Genomic DNA, 17,483 nt, shown 5'->3' with positions numbered 1-17,483 from the left:
GAAATGAATCGGCCCGCATAAGCGGGCCATTTTTCTTGCGTCGGACTTGCGTCGCCGATGGCTGAAGTCAGGCAGCTCGGCGCGAAGGGTCGGCCGCGCCAGCTTCGCGCACGCTGCGCTCCAGCGGGAAGATGATGCGGAACACACTGCCCCGCCCCACTTCGCTGCTCACGCGCAGCTCGGCATGGTGGCGCGAGACCACATGCTTGACGATGGCCAGGCCCAGGCCGGTGCCGCCGGTGTCGCGCGAGCGGCTGCGGTCGACACGGTAGAAGCGCTCGGTCAGGCGGGGAATATGCTCGGGGGCAATGCCCAGACCGGTATCCGACACCGAGAACACGGCATGTCCGTCGTCCCAGCCGAGCCGGATGGTGATACGGCCGCCGGCCGGCGTATAGCGCACAGCGTTTGACACAAGGTTGCCCAGCGCCGACAGCAACTCCATCTCGGTGCCGCGCAGCCCCACGGTGGGATCGATCTCAGCAACGATGTGGTGGCGCTCCTGCGACAACGCTTGCGCGTCGTGCACGAGGTGCTCCACCAATGCGCGGACCGGCACGAGTTCCTGGCCCGGGGGCTGCTCATCGCTTTCCAGCTTGGCCAGGGCCAGCAGGTCTTCCACGATGCTCTGCATCCGCATGGACTGCACCAGCATCATGTCGACGTAGCGCCGCCGGTCTTCCTCGGACACCGGCAAGTCGCGCACGGTCTCGAGAAAGCCGGTCAGCACCGTCAGCGGCGTTTTCAGCTCGTGCGACACATTGGCCACGAAGTCGCGCCGCATGGCCTCGGTATTCTCGAGCTTGGTGATGTCCTGCGTGATGACCAGCTTGCGGTTGTCGCCATACGGCAGCACCTGTACCGAGATGACACCCTGCTTGTGCTCGCCCATGTCGCGCATCGCCAGCGGCTCGTCGAAGCGCTGGCGCGTCAGGTAGTGGACGAACTCGGGACGGCGGATCAGGTGGGTGATGCGCTGGCGCACATCGCGCCGCGCGTTCAGGCCGAAGTGCTGTTCGGCCACGTCATTGCACCACTCGATCTGGTCGGCGTCGTCGAGCATCAGCACGCCATTCGGCGAGGCCTGGATAGCCTGGATAAAGCGCGTGTGCTGCTGCTCCACCTGCAGGACCTGCAGGCGCCAGCGCTTCACCAGCCGGTGCAGGCGATAGTAGACTTCGCCCCAAAGGCCGAGCGCGCTGGGGATTTCGCCATATGCCGGCGCATCCAGGACCTTCCACAGCCGGTTGATCTGGTAGAGATGGAACGCCAGCAGGGATACCGTTGAAACACTCATCACGGCCAGCGCGAGTACCGCGCCCGCCACGAAATAGGTCCCGACGGCAACCACCACCAGGCTGATCAGGATGGCCACGGAGCGGGCCCAGATGACATTCATGCGCGCAAAAGAAACTCGGAAGCCCGGACTGCGGGCAGATGGCGGCAGCGCCGCCGTTTTGCGGCAGAGTTTGCCACGAATTCGTGACAACTGGCCATGCAGCGCTGGCCAGGCCCAGGCTCAGTTGCCCGGCGTACGGGCCAGTCGGTAGCCGCTGCCGCGCACGGTTTCGATCATATTGCTATAGCCGCCAGGCGTCAGCGCCGCGCGCAGCCGCTTGATATGCACATCGACGGTACGCTCTTCGACGAAGACATGGTCGCCCCAGACCTGGTCCAGCAGCTGCGAGCGGCTGTGCACGCGCTCCGGATGCGTCATCAGGAAGTGCAGCAAGCGGAACTCGGTCGGACCGAGGTCCAGCTTGATCGGGCCTGCGCTGTCTTCACCGGTGACGCGGTGCGTGGCCGGATCCAGGCGCAGGCCGTTGATCGCCACCACGTCATCCGTGAGCTGCGGCGCACGACGGCGCAGCACCGCCTTGATGCGGGCAAGGAGTTCCTTCGGCGAGAACGGCTTGGTGACGTAGTCGTCCGCGCCGGCCTCGAGGCCCATCACCTTGTCCTGCTCCTCGCTGCGGGCAGTGAGCATGATGATGGGAATCTGCTTGGTGCGGTCGTTGGCACGCAGTTCCTTGGCGAAGGTTGCGCCTGACTTGCCCGGAAGCATCCAGTCCAGCAGCACCAGGTCTGGCAGCACGTCGCTCATCAGCGACAGCGCCTGCTCGGCGTTATAGGCCCGGATCGGATAGTGCCCCGCGTGCTGCAGGTTGACGGCGATCAGCTCAGCGATCGCCGGTTCGTCTTCGACAACGAGAATGCTGCTTGGCATGTGTGTGTTTCTCCGCAGGTGACGCCGCTCAGCTCAGGGCTTCGCGCTCCATGTCCTCGCGCGAGGCATGGCGGACATCGGTCCCCTTGACGATGTAGATGATGAACTCCGCAATGTTCTTGGCATGGTCGCCGATGCGCTCGATTGCCTTGGCCACGAACAGGAAGTCCAGCGCGACCGAGATCGTACGCGGATCTTCCATCATGTAGGTGATCAGCTTGCGCACGAAGCCGCGGAATTCCTCATCGATGGCTTTGTCGTCCTTGACGATGCGCGCAGCGGCCACCGTGTCCAGGCGGGCAAAAGCGTCCAGCGCCTGGCGCAGCAGCGAAATGGCCATCTCGCCTGACAGCTTCACTTCGGCGTAGTTGATATTATGCGCCGCCGCGTCTTCCATGATGTGCTTGGTGCGCTTGGCGATCTTCTCGGCCTCGTCGCCCGCGCGCTCCAGGTTCGTGATGGTCTTGGAAATCGCCATCACCAGGCGCAGGTCGCGCGCGGTAGGCTGGCGGCGCGCGATGATATTGCCGCAGTCGGCGTCGATCTCGACTTCCAGCGCATTGAGCTGCTGTTCGCGCGCGATGACCTGGTCGGCCAGCGAGCTGTCGAAGTCGGCCAGCGACCGCATGGCGAGCTCGATCTGCGACTCGACCAGGCCACCCATCTGCAGCAGCTTGGTGTTGATGGCATTGAGGTCGGCGTCGAATTGAGTGGAAAGGTGCTTGTCGGGCATGGGTTTCTCCAGACCGCTATGGGTTTCCGGTGCGTTGGCGTGGCACGGCGACCGGTATCAGCCGAACCGGCCAGTGATGTAGTCTTCCGTTTCCTTGCGGTGCGGCTTGATGAAGATCTTCTCGGTCTCGCCGAACTCGATCAGTTCGCCCAGGTACATGTAGGCGGTGTAGTCCGAGCAACGCGCAGCCTGCTGCATGTTGTGGGTCACGATCACCACCGTATATTCGTCTTTCAGCTCGGCGATCAGTTCCTCGATGCGGCCCGTGGAAATCGGGTCCAGCGCCGAGCACGGCTCGTCGAGCAGCAGCACTTCAGGGCGGATGGCAATGCCACGGGCGATGCACAGGCGCTGCTGCTGGCCACCCGACAGGCCATAACCCGACTGGTGCAGCTTGTCCTTGGCCTCGTTCCACAGCGCGGCCTTGGACAGCGCCCACTCGACGCGGTCGTCCATCTCCGAGCGCGACAGCTTCTCGAACAGGCGCACACCAAAGGCGATGTTGTCGTAAATCGACATCGGGAACGGCGTCGGCTTCTGGAACACCATGCCCACCTTGGCACGCAGCAGCGCGATGTCCTGGCGGCTGGTCAGCAGGTTCTCGCCGTCCATGTTGATCTCGCCCTCGGCACGCTGCTCGGGGTAGAGGCCGTACATCTTGTTGAATGTGCGCAGCAGCGTGGACTTGCCGCAGCCCGACGGGCCGATAAAGGCCGTCACCTTGCGATCGGGGATCGACATGTTGATGTTCTTCAGGGCATGGAACTGGCCGTAGAAGAAGTTCAGGTTGCGCACGTCGATCTTGGCGCGCACGGAGTCGGGAATATCGATGACAGTCGAAGTCATGCTGGTTCTCGCTTGGTATTCAGGTTCCGGTCCGATTCCTGGAATCGCGCGCCGGTCATTATTTCTTGAACAGGATGCGCGCGAGGATATTGAGCGCGAGCACGCCGATCGTGATCAGGAACACGCCTGCCCAGGCCAGTTGCTGCCATTCCGTGAACGGGCTCATGGCAAAGCGGAAGATGGTGACGGGCAGGTTCGCCATGGGCTTGTTCAGGTCGCTGGTCCAGAACTGGTTGGACAGCGCGGTGAACAGCAGCGGCGCGGTTTCGCCGGCGATACGCGCCACGGCCAGCAGCACACCGGTAATGATGCCGGCGTAGGAAGACTTGACCGTGATCGACAACACCATCTTCCACTTCGGCGTGCCGAGCGCGAAGGCGGCTTCACGCAGGGCATTCGGCACCAGGTTCAGCATGTTCTCGGTCGTGCGCACCACGATCGGAATCTGCAGCAGCGCCAGCGCGCATACGCCCGCCCAGCCGGAGAAGTGGCCCATGCGAGTCACCACCAGTGCGTAGACGAACAGGCCGATCACGATCGAGGGCGCCGACAGCAGGATGTCGTTGATGAAGCGAATCAGGCTGGCCAGAGGCGACGACTTGCCGTACTCGGCCAGGTAGATGCCCGCCAGGACGCCCAGCGGCGTGCCGCACAGCGTGGCCAGCGCCACCATCACGAAGCTGCCGTAGATCGCGTTGGCCAGGCCGCCACCCGCGGTGTTCGGCGCCGGCGTCATCTGCGTGAACAGGTCCAGCGACAGGCCGCCCACGCCCAACGTGACAGTAGTGAACAGGATCCAGGCCAGCCAGAACAGGCCGAAGCCCATGGCACCCAGCGAGGCGGTTAGTGCAAACAGGTTGGTGCGGCGACGGCGCGCTTGCAGGCGCGCGCGCACGGCATCGGCGTCGGGCCGTACGGCCGGGATCGAAGCGGAAGACACAGCGTGGCTCGCCTGGTTCATTTTGCGCCCTCATTCTTTGCCAGCCGCAGCAGCAGCAGCTTGGACAGCGCCAGTACCACGAACGTGATGAAGAACAGGATCAGGCCAAGCTCCATCAGCGCGGCGGTGTGCAGGCCAGCCCCCGCTTCGGCAAACTCGTTGGCCAGAGCGGACGTGATGCTGTTGCCCGGCGAGAACAGCGATGCGTTGTCGAGCAGGTTGGTATTGCCGATCACGAAGGTGACGGCCATGGTTTCGCCCAGCGCGCGGCCGAGACCGAGCATGACGCCGCCAATCACGCCGGCGCGGGTGTAGGGCAGCACCACGTTCCACATCACTTCCCAGGTGGTGCAGCCCACGCCGTACGCCGACTCCTTGAGCAGCACCGGGGTGACTTCAAACACGTCGCGCATCACCGAGGCGATGTACGGAATGATCATGATGGCCAGGATGACACCGGCGCACAGCAGGCCGATGCCCAGCGGAGCGCCCTGGAACAGCTTTCCGATCACCGGCAGCTGGCCGACAGTCGCAGCCAGCGGCTTCTGGAAGTACTCGCCGAACAGCGGCGCGAACACCAGCAGGCCCCACATGCCGTAGACGATCGACGGCACGGCGGCCAGCAGTTCGATTGCGGTGCCGAGCGGGCGGCGCAGCCAGGCCGGCGAAAGCTCGGTCAGGAACAGCGCGATGCCGAAGCTGACCGGCACGGCAATGATGAGTGCGATCAGCGAAGTCACGAGCGTGCCGTAGATAGGCACGAGCGCACCATAGACGTCAGCGGGAGGGTCCCATTCCGCAGTCCAGAGGAAGCGGGCGCCGAATGTCTGGATCGAAGGCCAGGCGCTGATCGCCAGCGACACGATGATGCCCCCCAGCAGGAGCAGCGTCACGATGGCGGCCCCGCGTGTCAGGCCGCCGAACAGGATGTCGCCGAGGCGGCTGGGCGGCCGTACGGCTGGGAGATCGGACGAAATCGCCATGGTGCAGAGAATGCGGTCGATGATTTGGCAGGCACCGGCGGCAAGCCGCCGGGCCACTCAGCCGGCTGCGGCACACACGCCGCGGCCGGCTGCCATACAGGCAGACAGTGCCTTAGTAGAGTGCCTTGCCCGAAGCGTCCTTGACACTGGTCTTCCAGGTAGTGCGGATCTGGTTCACGACCGCTTCCGGCAGCGGCACGTAGTCCAGGTCAGCGGCCATGTTGCCGCCGCTCTTGTAGGCCCAGTCGAAGAATTTCAGCACTTCTGCTCCCTGCGCAGCCTTCTCCTGGTTCTTGTGAACCAGGATGAAGGTGGCACCCGCGATCGGCCATGCAGTCTTGCCCGGCTGGTTGGTCAGGATCTGGTAGTAGCTCTTGCTCCAGTCCGCGCCGGCCGCAGCGGCCTTGAAGGCATCGTCACCCGGCTGGACCACGGCACCCGACGCGTTCTTCATGTTCAGGTGGGTCATCTTGTTCTGCTTGGCGTAGGCGTACTCGACGTAGCCGATCGCGCCGTTCAGGCGCTGCACGAAAGCTGCCACGCCTTCGTTGCCCTTGCCGCCGGTGCCGCCGCCCGGCCAGTTGACCGTGGTGCCCTCGCCCACCGATTTCTGCCACTCGGGGCTGACCTTCGACAGGTAGTTGGTGAAGATGAAGGTCGTGCCCGAACCGTCAGCGCGGCGCACCGGCAGGATGTCCTGGTTCGGCAGCTTGGCATGCGGGTTCAGCGCCTTGATGGCCGGATCGTCCCACTTCTTGATCTTGCCAAGATAGATATTGGCCAGCACCTCGCCGGTGATGGTCAGCTCGCCCGGCTTCACGCCTTGCAGGTTGATGACCGGCACCACGCCGCCGATCACGGTCGGGAACTGGACCAGGCCCTGCTTGTTCAGGTCTTCGTCCTTCAGGGGTGCGTCGGAAGCGCCGAAATCGACCGTCTTGGCGCCAATCTGCTTGATGCCGCCCGACGAACCGATGGATTGATAGTTGACCTTGTTGCCCGTTGCTTTTTGGTATGCGTCGGCCCACTTGGAATACACGGGCGCCGGGAAGGAAGCGCCTGCACCGGTAATTTCCGCCGCGAACGCAGTACCCGCTACGACCATCGAAACGATGCCTGCCACGGCAGTCTTGACCAGCTTCATATGTCCTCCAGAGAACATTGGTTGGGAATGACAAATTTTTGACAAGACGAACTCTATGCTCCGCATATGACAATTCCATGACATCTTCAAATCTTCCTGGAAGCCAGAGTGGACGCGGATAACGCTTGCCTTTCCAGCCCTGATCGATGCTGGGAGAAGTTATCGGTTAATTGCGTTATCGGGCAAAAAAAACGCCGGGACATGCCCGGCGCGTTGATATGACTGGATTCGGCTAGCGAGGCTCAGGCACGCAAGGCCTCTGCCAGTGTCTGCGCGGCGCGCTCGGCGGTCTCGGCCTGCTCAGCCTCGACCATCACGCGCACCACGGGCTCGGTACCGGATGCACGGATCAGCACGCGGCCGCGCCCTGCCAGTTCGGGCTCCACCACCGCGCGCGCCGCCTTCAGGCCGGCATGCGACTGCCAGTCGAACCCCTTCTCGACACGGACGTTGATGAGCTTTTGCGGGAACAGGCTGACGCCCTCGAGCAGGCCGGCAAGTGTCTTGCCGCTGCGGCGCAACGCTGCCAGCACCTGAAGCGCCGAGACGATGCCGTCGCCGGTGCTGTGCCGATCCAGGCACAGCAGGTGGCCGGATCCCTCGCCGCCCAACGTCCAGCGGCGCTTGTTCAACTCTTCGAGCACGTAGCGGTCGCCCACCTTGGCCCGAACGAACTCCACGCCAATGCGCTTGAGCGCAAGCTCGACGGCCATATTGGTCATGAGCGTGCCAACAGCGCCTTCGACTGCCTGCCCTTCGGCCATGCGGTCCCGCACGATCAGGTACAGCAGTTCGTCGCCGTTGTACAGGCGACCTTCGCCGTCCACGACCTGCAGCCGGTCCGCGTCCCCGTCGAACGCCAGGCCCAGGTCGGCACCGTGCTCCCGGACTGCCTCGACCAGCTTGCCGGGCGCAGTGGCGCCGTAGCCGTCGTTGATGTTGCGGCCATCGGGCTGGTTGCCGATCGCGATCACATCAGCGCCGAGTTCATGGAAAACATGCGGAGCAATGTGATACGCAGCACCGTGCGCGCAGTCCACGACCAGCTTGAGGCCGCGGAGATCCTGGCTGTTCGGGAACGTGCTCTTGCAGAACTCAATATAGCGTCCGGGAGCGTCGTTGATGCGCCGGGCACGGCCCAGGTCATCGGACGGCGCACAGATCATCGGCTCTTCGATGGCCGCCTCGATCTGGGACTCGACTTCGTCGGGAAGCTTGTCGCCATCGGCCGAGAAGAACTTGATGCCATTGTCGTAATACGGATTGTGGCTGGCCGAGATGACCACACCCGCCGACAGCCGCAACGCACGCGTCAGGTAAGCGATGCCGGGCGTCGGCAGCGGCCCGGTCAGCAATACATGCACGCCCGCCGACGTAAAGCCGGCCTCAAGTGCCGCCTCAAGCATATAGCCGGAGATTCGCGTGTCCTTGCCAATCAGCACGGTCGGCCGCCCCTGCACGGTGCCGGCGCCGTGGGCAAGCACCTTGCCGGCAGCATGTCCCAGCCGCATCACGAAATCCGGCGTGATCGGCGATTCGCCAACCTTGCCTCGTACGCCATCCGTCCCGAAATACTTGCGCGTCATTTCCTTAATCCTTTCTTGCTCGCTCTGTCTGGCAACTATTGCTGTGCTCACTGCGATGGCTGCTGGACCGCTGCCACAGCCTCATTCCGGACTGCCCACCACGTTTTGAGGGCATCCACCGTATCCTGCACATCATGCACGCGCACGATATAGGCTCCGCGCTCTGCCGCACATACCGCCGCGGCAATGCTCGCCGCCACACGCTGCAGCGGCGGCCGGCCGCCAAGGATCGCGCCAAGCGTCGACTTGCGTGACAAGCCCACCAGCAGCGGCAGGCCGGATTTCGCCAGCGCGGGCAACTGCCCCAGCAGGCGCAGATTATGATCCGGAGTCTTGCCGAAGCCAAATCCAGGGTCCAGCGTGATGCGGGCCGGGTCGACACCAGCCTGACGCAATATGGCCACGCGCTCTTCGAGGAAGTCACCCACCTCGGTCACCACGTCCGCGTATTGCGGGTCTTCTTGCATGGTCTGCGGGTCCCGCTGCATGTGCATCACGCACAGCCCAGCCTGTCCGCCGGCGACGGCCTCGACCGCGCCGGGCATGCGGAAGCCCCAGATATCGTTGATCAGGTCGGCACCAGCCGCAAGCGCTTCACGCATCACTTCCGGCTTATAAGTATCGATTGACAGCGGCTTGCCGCAATCGCGCAAGGCCTCGACGATCGGAAGCACGCGAGCCAGTTCTTCGTCCAGCGGCAACGCCGCGGAACCCGGTCGGCTCGACTCTCCGCCGATATCGAGAATGTCCGCGCCTTCCGCGATGAGCTGCTCGGCATGCCGCAGCGCCGCGTCCCGGGTGGCGTGCTTGCCGCCATCCGAAAACGAATCGGGCGTGACGTTGAGAATGCCCATGACGAGCGGGCGACGATCGAGTGCGAAGCGATAGCGGCCGCACTGGAAATAACGGGATGGCGAGGTCTGCTGCAAGGTAGGGAAACGGAATCGAAATGAAAAGATTCTGCGGGCGTACTACACAGAAACAAGAAAGCCGGTGCGAAGGCACCGGCTCTCGGAACTACCAGGCGATCACGGTCCTGCGGACCTTGATCCGTGCCGTCAGGCCGTGGCGGGCGCGTTCGAAGGCGCCACCGGCGTGCCGCCGGACGGGGCATTGCCGCCACCATTGGGGCCCGACACACCGCGCGGCGGACGCGGCGGCTTGCCAGCCATGATGTCGTTGACCTGGTCCGCGTCGATCGTTTCCCATTCCATCAGCGCATTGGTCATGGCCTCGACCTTGTCGCGGTTCTCTTCGAGCAGGCGCTTGGCCAGCGCGTACTGCTCGTCGATGATGCGGCGGATCTCGGCGTCGACCTTCTGCTGCGTGGCTTCCGACACGGTCTTCGACGACAGCTTGCCGAACATGCCGTCCTGCTCGGTATCCACGTAAACCATGGCGCCGAGCTCATCGCTCATGCCAAAGCGGGTCACCATGTCGCGGGCGATCTTGGTCGCGCGCTCGAAGTCATTGGAGGCACCGGTGCTCATGGCGTTGAGGAAGACCTCTTCCGCCGCCCGCCCGCCGAAGAGGATGGCGACCTCTTCCAGCATGTTGTCCTTGTACTTCGAATACTTGTCATGCTCCGGCAACTGCCAGGTCACCCCCAATGCCCAGCCACGCGGCATGATGGTGACCTTGTGCACCGGATCGGCCTTCGGCAGCAGCTTCGCCACCACCGCATGACCGGACTCGTGGTAAGCCGTGGCCTTGCGCTCTTCCTCGCGCATGACCGTCGACTTGCGCTCCGGACCCATGTAGATCTTGTCCTTGGCGTCCTCGAAGTCCTGCATGTCGACCACCCGCTTGTTGCGGCGGGCGGCAAACAGCGCGGCCTCGTTCACCAGGTTGGCCAGGTCGGCGCCCGAGAAGCCCGGGGTGCCACGCGCGATCACCGAGGCGTCCACGTCGTTGCCGATCGGCACTTTGCGCATATGGACCTTCAGAATCTGCTCGCGGCCGCGGATATCGGGCAGGCCCACGTAGACCTGGCGGTCGAAGCGACCCGGACGCAGCAGCGCCTTGTCGAGGACGTCGGCACGGTTGGTCGCGGCGATCACGATCACACCGGAGTTGGCCTCGAAGCCGTCCATCTCGACCAGCATCTGGTTCAGGGTCTGCTCGCGTTCGTCGTTGCCGCCGCCCATGCCGGCGCCACGATGGCGACCGACCGCGTCGATTTCATCGATGAACACAATGCACGGCGCCTGCTTCTTGGCGTTCTCGAACATGTCGCGCACACGGGCCGCGCCCACGCCGACGAACATTTCAACGAAGTCGGAACCCGAGATGCTGAAGAACGGTACCTTGGCCTCGCCGGCGATGGCGCGCGCCAGCAGCGTCTTGCCGGTACCCGGAGGGCCAACCAGCAGCACGCCGCGCGGAATGCGGCCGCCCAGCTTCTGGAACTTCTGCGGATCCTTCAGGAAGTCGACCAGTTCGACCACTTCCTCCTTGGACTCGTCGCAGCCGGCCACGTCCTGGAACGTGACGGCGTTCTGGTTTTCATCGATCAGGCGCGCACGGGACTTGCCGAACGAGAAGGCACCGCCTTTCCCGCCGCCCTGCATCTGCCGCATCATGTAGAACCAGAAGACGATGATCAGCAGGGTCGGCCCGAGGTAATACAGGGCCTGTACCAGCACGTTGGGTTCGTCGTCAGCCTTGCCGGTCACCTGAACGCCGTACTTCATCAGGTCGCCGACCATCCAGATATCACCGGGCGAGATGATGGTGTACTTGGCGCCCTCTTTCGGCGACACCACGAGGTTGCGGCCCTGCACGTCGACACGCGACACCTTGCCGTTCTTGGCGTCATCCATGAACTGCGAGTAGGTGACGCCATCCTGCGCACGGGGCTTGTCGAACTGCTTGAAGACGGTAAACAACACCAGCGCGATCACGAGCCAGATTGCCGCCTTTTGAAACAGGTTGTTATTCAAGGCCGAACTCCTTTGCGATTGCCTTGCCAACGGATAGCTGCATTGTAATGCAGCCCCCGCCCCGAAGGGGTAACAGCGAAAACTATGGTGCCGATAGCCCCCGGGGCCCAGACTGCCCCGGCTTTTGCCGGACCCATCAATTCATCACTTTGAGGTGACGCCCAAGGATAAACGTTTCGGAGGATTTGTCGCGCGACGCCTTGGGCTTGCGCGGGGCGACTACCTTGAACTGCCGTTTGAACTTCTCGACGATCTGGCTGTAGCCACTGCCGTGGAAGCACTTTACCAGCAACGCGCCGTCCGCCTTGAGATGGGCTTGGGCAAAATCCAATGCCAGATCACACAGATACTCAATACGCGCGGCGTCAGCAGACGCCACACCGGATAAGTTGGGGGCCATGTCAGACAATACAAGATCGATTTTCGCGCCACCGGAAGCGGCCATGACCACTTCCTCCAGCTGGCGAAATACCTCTTCCTCACGAAAATCGCCCTGAATAAACGTGACGTCGGCGACCGGCTCCATGGGCAGGATATCGATCGCCACGACCGCGCCGTCTGGCTTGCCACCAGTGGCCCGGGGCGAGGCAGCCAGCTTGTTGCGGGCGTACTGGCTCCAGCTTCCCGGCGCAGCGCCGAGGTCGACAATGACCTGGCCCGGCCGGATCAGGTTGTCCTGCTCGTCGATTTCCTTGAGCTTGTAGGCCGCGCGCGCACGATACCCGTCGCGCTGCGCCATCTTCACGTACGGGTCGTTGATATGGTCGTGCAGCCACGACTGGTTGAACTTGTTCTTCGACTTGCCTTTGGCCATTCTGATTACGCCTGTTTCCTGTCTGCCAGCACCGCCGATCGCGCGCGCCGCAATTTCTTGCCTGTTTTGCCGTTTTTTGCCGCCGACCTGCACTGATTTGGCGGATAATACGCGCCAATCGCATGCCAGCGGTGGTCAATTCGGGCCGCCATTGCCCGTTCGGGCCGTTGGCAGCACTTATTCCTGCGCAGTCCGCGCCAATTTATGTCCGCACTTCAACTTATTCCAGCCCAGCGCTCCGAACTCCGCTCCCGTGCCCATGGCCTCAATCCGGTCGTGATGATCGGCGCGGAAGGCCTCACGCGCGCGGTGCTGGCCGAAATCGACCGCAGCCTGGCGGCCCACGACCTGATCAAGATTCGCGTATTCGGTGATGATCGCGAAGCTCGCGTCGCCATCTATGAATCCATCTGCGATGAACTGAGCGCCGCACCGATCCAGCATATCGGCAAGCTGCTGGTCGTCTGGCGCCCGGGCGAGGCCCGCCTCAAGGAAAACCAGCCCCAGGATCTCGGCCGCCACGCACCGGCCCGCCGCGGTGGCGCCGCGCCTCGCACCGTGACGGTGAAGAAGCCCAGCGGCGCGCCCAATCGCCGTCCCACCCGCAAGGAAGTCACGGTGCTGGGCAATGAACGCGTCACGGCCGGCGGCAACGTCAAGCGCTCGCGCGCCCGGCCCTCCAGCCAGAAAAAGAAGGCTCTGGCCTGATCGACGGCCCCGGTACGGGTTAAGGGCCGCCCTGCTCCGGCTGGCTACTCGCCAGCCGACCGCGGCGCCGAAGCGCGCCACACCAGCGCCAGCGCCAGCAGGCTCTGCACCAGATAGAAGGCGCTGGAGACGCCGTGCAGCATGCCAAACTCAGCCCGGAACGGCGACTCCGACACGCCGACACCGAGTACCGCCGCCTTTTCCTTGAGGCTGCCCATGAACGGCTGGGTGCCGAAATAGCCCACCAGCACGCAAACCAGCATGGCCAGCACCAGCCAGCGCAGACCCCGGTAGCGGTTGGCGCCGCGCCGGATCAGCACATTACATAGCACCAGCTGCAATACGCCGACGGTCACGCCGAGGATCGCCTCGGTCTGGAACAAGTGTCCGGCGATCATGCCCGCCGTCTCGCGGCTGGGCAGCACGGCAAACAAGGTCGGGGCCACCATATAGCCCACCGTCCACAGGCTGCCGGCCCAGATGACCGTCAGAAGCAAGAAGATGCGGTGGGGCAGCGGCGGCAGGCTTGAATAGGAGGAAGAGAACACGATCCGCTTGGTCCAGTCGGCCGGCGTACCGGCTTCAGATGTAGCGGACGGTGATGACTTCGTACTCGCGTTCGCCGCCCGGAGCCAGGACGGTTGCAACGTCGCCTTCGAACTTGCCGATCAGCGCACGCGCGATGGGCGAGCTGACGGAAATCTTGCCGCTATCCAGGTCGGCCTCGTCATCGCCAACGATCTGGTAGCTCACCGGGCTGCCCGATTCCAGGTCTTCGAGGTCGACCGTGGCACCGAAAACGATGCGGCCATCGGTGTCGAGTTGAGTCGGGTCGATAACCTGCGCTGCCGACAGCTTGGATTCGACCTCCAGGATGCGCCCCTCAATAAATGCCTGCTTTTCCTTGGCAGCGTCGTACTCGGCATTCTCGGACAGATCGCCCTGCGCGCGGGCTTCGGCGATGGCATTGATCACCGCTGGGCGCTCAACGGCCTTCAGGCGTTGCAGCTCTTCCTTCAGGAGCTCGGCGCCACGCTTGGTAATCGGAATGGTGCTCATGTGTTCGATCAACAAAAAAACGAGCCGCAGCGGAGCTGGAACCATGCCCGGCACATAGGCCCGGGGCACTTCCGCTCGACCGCGGCTTTCGGATGGGAAAGGCGCCCGGGGAAACCGGGCGCCGATCAATGAATTCGACGTAGTTTAGGCCAAGATGCCCGCAGGCAGCAACACCGGCAGGCCGATGGCCCTTGACGGGGCGTAACCGCCCCGCCAGTCCGTAATGTTACGCGAGCGACGCATGCAGGCCCTGCAGGTCATAGACCTCCAGGCTTTGCATGTGCTTCAGGCCCTCCACCGCGGCGCTGGCGCCGGCGATGGTGGTGTAGTAAGGCACGCGGTTGGCCAGCGCCGAGATACGGATCGAGCGCGAATCGGCAATCGCGCCGCGGGTCTCGTCCACCGTGGTGAACACCAGCGCCAGTTCGCCGTTCTTGATCATGTCCACGATGTGCGGACGGCCGTCCTTGACCTTGTTGACCACCTTGACCGGGATGCCGGCGGCTTCGATGGCCGAGGCCGTGCCGCGCGTGGCCACGATCGGGTAGCCCATGTCGTGCAGCATGCGGGCCACGGCGACGGCGCGCACCTTGTCGCTGTCCTTCACGGTGATCAGCACGGCGCCTTTCTCGGGCAGGCGCGAGCCGGCGGCGAGCTGGCTCTTGAACAGCGCCTCGCCGAAGGTCTTGCCCACGCCCATCACTTCGCCGGTCGAACGCATTTCAGGTCCGAGGACCGGATCGACGCCCGGGAACTTGTTGAACGGGAACACCGCTTCCTTGACGCTGTAGTACGGCGGCACCACCTCGTCGACAACGCCCTGCGAGTCCAGCGACTGGCCGGCCATGCAGCGCGCGGCAATCTTGGCGAGCTGCATGCCGGTCGCCTTCGACACGTACGGCACGGTACGCGAGGCGCGCGGGTTCACTTCCAGCACGTAGACGGTGTCGACACCGTTGTTCTGCTGGATCGCGAACTGCACGTTCATCAGGCCGACCACGTTCAGGGCGCGGGCCATGGCAGCAGTCTGGCGCTTGAGTTCCGCCACGGTTTCAGCCGACAGCGAGTACGGCGGCAGCGAGCACGCCGAGTCGCCCGAGTGCACGCCAGCCTGCTCGATGTGCTCCATCACGCCGCCGATGAACACGCGCTTGCCGTCCGACAGCGCGTCGACGTCGCATTCGATCGCGTCGTTCAGGAAGCGGTCCAGCAGCACCGGGGAATCGTTCGACACCTTGACGGCCTCGCGCATGTAGCGCTCGAGGTCGCGCGGCTCGTGCACGATTTCCATCGCGCGGCCGCCCAGCACGTACGACGGGCGCACCACCAGCGGGTAGCCGATTTCCTCGGCCAGGCGCAGCGCTTCGTCCTCGGCACGCGCGGTGCGGTTGGGCGGCTGGCGCAGGCCCAGGTCCTGCAGCAGCTTCTGGAAGCGCTCGCGGTCTTCCGCGGCGTCGATCATGTCCGGAGTCGTGCCGATGATGGGCACGCCGTTGCGCTCCAGGTCCAGCGCGAGCTTCAGCGGGGTCTGGCCGCCGTACTGCACGATCACGCCGACTGGCTTCTCGATCGCGACGATCTCCAGCACGTCTTCCAGCGTCACCGGCTCGAAGTACAGGCGGTCCGAGGTGTCATAGTCGGTCGACACGGTTTCCGGGTTGCAGTTGACCATGATGGTCTCGTACCCGTCCTCGCGCAGTGCCAGCGCGGCATGCACGCAGCAGTAGTCGAACTCGATGCCCTGGCCGATCCGGTTCGGGCCGCCGCCCAGCACCATGATCTTCTTCTTGTCGGTCGGGCTGGCCTCGCACTCGCCATGCTCGGCCTCGTAGGTCGAGTACATGTAGGCGGTGTTGGTGCCGAACTCGGCCGCGCAGGTGTCCACGCGCTTGTACACCGGACGCACGTTCTGGGCGATGCGCGCCTCGCGCACGGCCTTGGCGTCGGTCTTCAGCAGCCTGGCCAGGCGGCGGTCCGAGAAGCCCTTCTGCTTCACGTAGCGCAACTCGGCCGTCGACAGGCTTTCCAGCGTGCGCGCCTTGATCTGGCTTTCGGTCTTGACGATGTCCTCGATCTGGGCGAGGAACCACGGATCGATGGCGGTCTCGGCGTGCACCTCTTCCAGCGACATGCCGATACGGAAGGCATCTCCCACGTACCAGATACGGTCCGGACCTGCCTCGCCGATCTCCTCGACGATCTCGTCGCGGTCGGTGGTCTTCTCGTCCAGGCCATCCACGCCGACTTCCAGGCCACGCAGGGCCTTCTGGAACGACTCCTGGAAGGTACGGCCCATGGCCATCACCTCGCCCACCGACTTCATCTGGGTGGTCAGGTGGCTGTCGGCCTGCGGGAATTTTTCGAAGGCGAAACGCGGCACCTTGGTGACCACGTAGTCGATCGACGGCTCGAACGAAGCCGGGGTCGCGCCGCCGGTGATCTCGTTCTTCAGCTCGTCCAGCGTGTAGCCGACAGCCAGCTTGGCCGCGACCTTGGCGATCGGGAAGCCGGTCGCCTTCGAGGCCAGCGCCGACGAACGCGACACGCGCGGGTTCATCTCGATGACGATCATGCGACCGTCCTTCGGGTTGATCGAGAACTGCACGTTCGAACCGCCGGTGTCCACGCCGATCTCGCGCAGCACGGCCAGCGAGGCGTTGCGCAGGATCTGGTATTCCTTGTCGGTCAGGGTCTGGGCCGGGGCCACCGTGATCGAGTCGCCGGTGTGGATGCCCATCGGGTCCAGGTTCTCGATCGAGCAGATGATGATGCAGTTGTCCGCCTTGTCGCGGACCACTTCCATCTCGTATTCCTTCCAGCCCAGCAGCGATTCCTCGATCAGCAGTTCGCGCGTCGGCGACAGGTCCAGGCCACGCTTGCAGATCTCTTCGAATTCTTCGCGGTTGTAGGCAATGCCGCCGCCCGTGCCGCCCAGCGTGAACGACGGACGGATCACGATCGGGTAGCCGGTGGTGCCGGTTTCCTGCGCAATGCGCGTCTGCACGGCAAGCGCTTCATCCATCGAGTGCGCGATGCCGGACTTGGCCGAGCCCAGGCCGATCTTGGTCATCGCGTCCTTGAACTTCTGGCGGTCCTCGGCCTTGTCGATGGCTTCCGGCGATGCGCCGATCAATTCCACCTTGTACTTGTCCAGCACGCCGTGACGATGCAGGTCCAGCGCGCAGTTCAGCGCAGTCTGGCCGCCCATGGTCGGCAGGATCGCGTCCGGACGCTCCTTCTCGATAATGCGCTCGACCACTTCCCACGTGATCGGCTCGATATAGGTCACGTCGGCCGTGGCCGGGTCGGTCATGATGGTCGCCGGGTTCGAATTGACCAGGATGACCTTGAAGCCTTCTTCGCGCAGCGCCTTGCAGGCCTGGGCGCCGGAATAGTCGAACTCGCACGCCTGGCCGATGATGATGGGGCCGGCGCCGATGATCAGGATGCTCTTGATGTCTGTGCGTTTTGGCATTGCACTATCTCTTTTTTGGCCGGCCG

15 protein-coding genes are annotated in these 17,483 nt (G+C 63.9%); 1 reads left to right on the top strand and 14 read right to left on the bottom strand.

Annotation, left to right across the window (positions count from 1 at the left end):
- Positions 1 to 67: 67 nt before the first annotated feature.
- The 11 genes from phoR to AC3FNH_RS13110 form a co-directional block, all read right to left on the bottom strand.
- The gene (gene phoR / locus AC3FNH_RS13160) at positions 68 to 1,399 is read right to left on the bottom strand and encodes a phosphate regulon sensor histidine kinase PhoR (protein WP_276100002.1); all 1,332 of its coding nucleotides are present in this window, start codon (positions 1,397 to 1,399) and stop codon (positions 68 to 70) included.
- 120 nt (positions 1,400 to 1,519) lie between these two features.
- Positions 1,520 to 2,227: a phosphate regulon transcriptional regulator PhoB gene (gene phoB, locus AC3FNH_RS13155; RefSeq protein ID WP_488720330.1), complete on the bottom strand. Its 708-nt coding sequence runs from the start codon at positions 2,225 to 2,227 to the stop codon at positions 1,520 to 1,522.
- Between the two features lie 28 nt (positions 2,228 to 2,255).
- The gene (gene phoU, locus AC3FNH_RS13150; RefSeq protein WP_276100001.1) at positions 2,256 to 2,960 is read right to left on the bottom strand and encodes a phosphate signaling complex protein PhoU; all 705 of its coding nucleotides are present in this window, start codon (positions 2,958 to 2,960) and stop codon (positions 2,256 to 2,258) included.
- Positions 2,961 to 3,017: 57 nt separating this feature from the next.
- Positions 3,018 to 3,806 carry a phosphate ABC transporter ATP-binding protein PstB gene (gene pstB / locus AC3FNH_RS13145; RefSeq protein WP_224079776.1) on the bottom strand — a complete coding sequence of 263 codons (789 nt, stop codon included), beginning with the start codon at positions 3,804 to 3,806 and terminating at the stop codon, positions 3,018 to 3,020.
- A gap of 58 nt (positions 3,807 to 3,864) precedes the next feature.
- On the bottom strand, positions 3,865 to 4,767 hold the full coding sequence (gene pstA, locus AC3FNH_RS13140) for a phosphate ABC transporter permease PstA (RefSeq protein WP_276099999.1): 903 nt from the start codon (positions 4,765 to 4,767) through the stop codon (positions 3,865 to 3,867).
- Complete coding sequence (pstC, locus tag AC3FNH_RS13135; protein WP_276099998.1) at positions 4,764 to 5,729, bottom strand: phosphate ABC transporter permease PstC; 966 nt, start codon at positions 5,727 to 5,729, stop codon at positions 4,764 to 4,766. The genes pstA and pstC overlap by 4 nt, the downstream gene beginning before the upstream one ends.
- Before the next feature lie 112 nt (positions 5,730 to 5,841).
- Positions 5,842 to 6,873: a phosphate ABC transporter substrate-binding protein PstS gene (gene pstS / locus AC3FNH_RS13130; protein ID WP_276099997.1), complete on the bottom strand. Its 1,032-nt coding sequence runs from the start codon at positions 6,871 to 6,873 to the stop codon at positions 5,842 to 5,844.
- Positions 6,874 to 7,115: 242 nt separating this feature from the next.
- Positions 7,116 to 8,459, bottom strand: a complete 1,344-nt coding sequence (gene glmM / locus AC3FNH_RS13125) for a phosphoglucosamine mutase (protein WP_276099996.1) — start codon at positions 8,457 to 8,459, stop codon at positions 7,116 to 7,118.
- A 47-nt stretch (positions 8,460 to 8,506) separates the two neighbouring features.
- Positions 8,507 to 9,313: a dihydropteroate synthase gene (folP, locus tag AC3FNH_RS13120; protein WP_488720397.1), complete on the bottom strand. Its 807-nt coding sequence runs from the start codon at positions 9,311 to 9,313 to the stop codon at positions 8,507 to 8,509.
- Positions 9,314 to 9,517: 204 nt separating this feature from the next.
- Positions 9,518 to 11,401 (bottom strand): ATP-dependent zinc metalloprotease FtsH, encoded by a 1,884-nt coding sequence (ftsH, locus tag AC3FNH_RS13115; RefSeq protein WP_276099995.1) that lies wholly within the window; start codon positions 11,399 to 11,401, stop codon positions 9,518 to 9,520.
- A 136-nt stretch (positions 11,402 to 11,537) separates the two neighbouring features.
- On the bottom strand, positions 11,538 to 12,215 hold the full coding sequence (locus tag AC3FNH_RS13110) for an RlmE family RNA methyltransferase (RefSeq protein WP_276099994.1): 678 nt from the start codon (positions 12,213 to 12,215) through the stop codon (positions 11,538 to 11,540).
- A 204-nt stretch (positions 12,216 to 12,419) separates the two neighbouring features.
- On the opposite strand from AC3FNH_RS13110, the gene AC3FNH_RS13105 reads away from it, so the two are divergent.
- Positions 12,420 to 12,923, top strand: coding sequence for a YhbY family RNA-binding protein (locus AC3FNH_RS13105; RefSeq protein WP_276099993.1), 504 nt, complete (start codon positions 12,420 to 12,422; stop codon positions 12,921 to 12,923).
- A 44-nt stretch (positions 12,924 to 12,967) separates the two neighbouring features.
- On the opposite strand, the gene AC3FNH_RS13100 is transcribed toward AC3FNH_RS13105, so the two are convergent.
- The 3 genes from AC3FNH_RS13100 to carB form a co-directional block, all read right to left on the bottom strand.
- On the bottom strand, positions 12,968 to 13,471 hold the full coding sequence (locus AC3FNH_RS13100) for a DUF4149 domain-containing protein (RefSeq protein ID WP_488720329.1): 504 nt from the start codon (positions 13,469 to 13,471) through the stop codon (positions 12,968 to 12,970).
- Positions 13,472 to 13,505: 34 nt separating this feature from the next.
- Entirely contained in the window at positions 13,506 to 13,982 is a 477-nt protein-coding gene (gene greA, locus AC3FNH_RS13095) for a transcription elongation factor GreA (RefSeq protein WP_276099991.1), read from the bottom strand.
- A 226-nt stretch (positions 13,983 to 14,208) separates the two neighbouring features.
- Positions 14,209 to 17,457, bottom strand: coding sequence for a carbamoyl-phosphate synthase large subunit (gene carB / locus AC3FNH_RS13090; RefSeq protein WP_488720328.1), 3,249 nt, complete (start codon positions 17,455 to 17,457; stop codon positions 14,209 to 14,211).
- Between the last annotated feature and the right edge of the window lie 26 nt (positions 17,458 to 17,483).

The organism is Cupriavidus sp. 22TCCZM01-5 (assembly GCF_057798915.1).
The sequence above is the reverse complement of the archived record's forward strand: the minus strand, read 5'-3'. Positions and strand labels throughout refer to the sequence as shown.

Excerpts from the sequence above, each read along its gene's own strand:
- phoR (WP_276100002.1), bottom strand. The coding sequence starts at position 1,399 with ATGAATGTCATCTGGGCCCGCTCCGTGGCCATCCTGATCAGCCTGGTG.
- phoB (WP_488720330.1), bottom strand. The coding sequence starts at position 2,227 with ATGCCAAGCAGCATTCTCGTTGTCGAAGACGAACCGGCGATCGCTGAG.
- phoU (WP_276100001.1), bottom strand. The coding sequence starts at position 2,960 with ATGCCCGACAAGCACCTTTCCACTCAATTCGACGCCGACCTCAATGCC.
- pstB (WP_224079776.1), bottom strand. The coding sequence starts at position 3,806 with ATGACTTCGACTGTCATCGATATTCCCGACTCCGTGCGCGCCAAGATC.
- pstA (WP_276099999.1), bottom strand. The coding sequence starts at position 4,767 with ATGAACCAGGCGAGCCACGCTGTGTCTTCCGCTTCGATCCCGGCCGTA.
- pstC (WP_276099998.1), bottom strand. The coding sequence starts at position 5,729 with ATGGCGATTTCGTCCGATCTCCCAGCCGTACGGCCGCCCAGCCGCCTC.
- pstS (WP_276099997.1), bottom strand. The coding sequence starts at position 6,873 with ATGAAGCTGGTCAAGACTGCCGTGGCAGGCATCGTTTCGATGGTCGTA.
- glmM (WP_276099996.1), bottom strand. The coding sequence starts at position 8,459 with ATGACGCGCAAGTATTTCGGGACGGATGGCGTACGAGGCAAGGTTGGC.
- folP (WP_488720397.1), bottom strand. The coding sequence starts at position 9,313 with ATGGGCATTCTCAACGTCACGCCCGATTCGTTTTCGGATGGCGGCAAG.
- AC3FNH_RS13110 (WP_276099994.1), bottom strand. The coding sequence starts at position 12,215 with ATGGCCAAAGGCAAGTCGAAGAACAAGTTCAACCAGTCGTGGCTGCAC.
- AC3FNH_RS13105 (WP_276099993.1), top strand. The coding sequence starts at position 12,420 with ATGTCCGCACTTCAACTTATTCCAGCCCAGCGCTCCGAACTCCGCTCC.
- greA (WP_276099991.1), bottom strand. The coding sequence starts at position 13,982 with ATGAGCACCATTCCGATTACCAAGCGTGGCGCCGAGCTCCTGAAGGAA.
- carB (WP_488720328.1), bottom strand. The coding sequence starts at position 17,457 with ATGCCAAAACGCACAGACATCAAGAGCATCCTGATCATCGGCGCCGGC.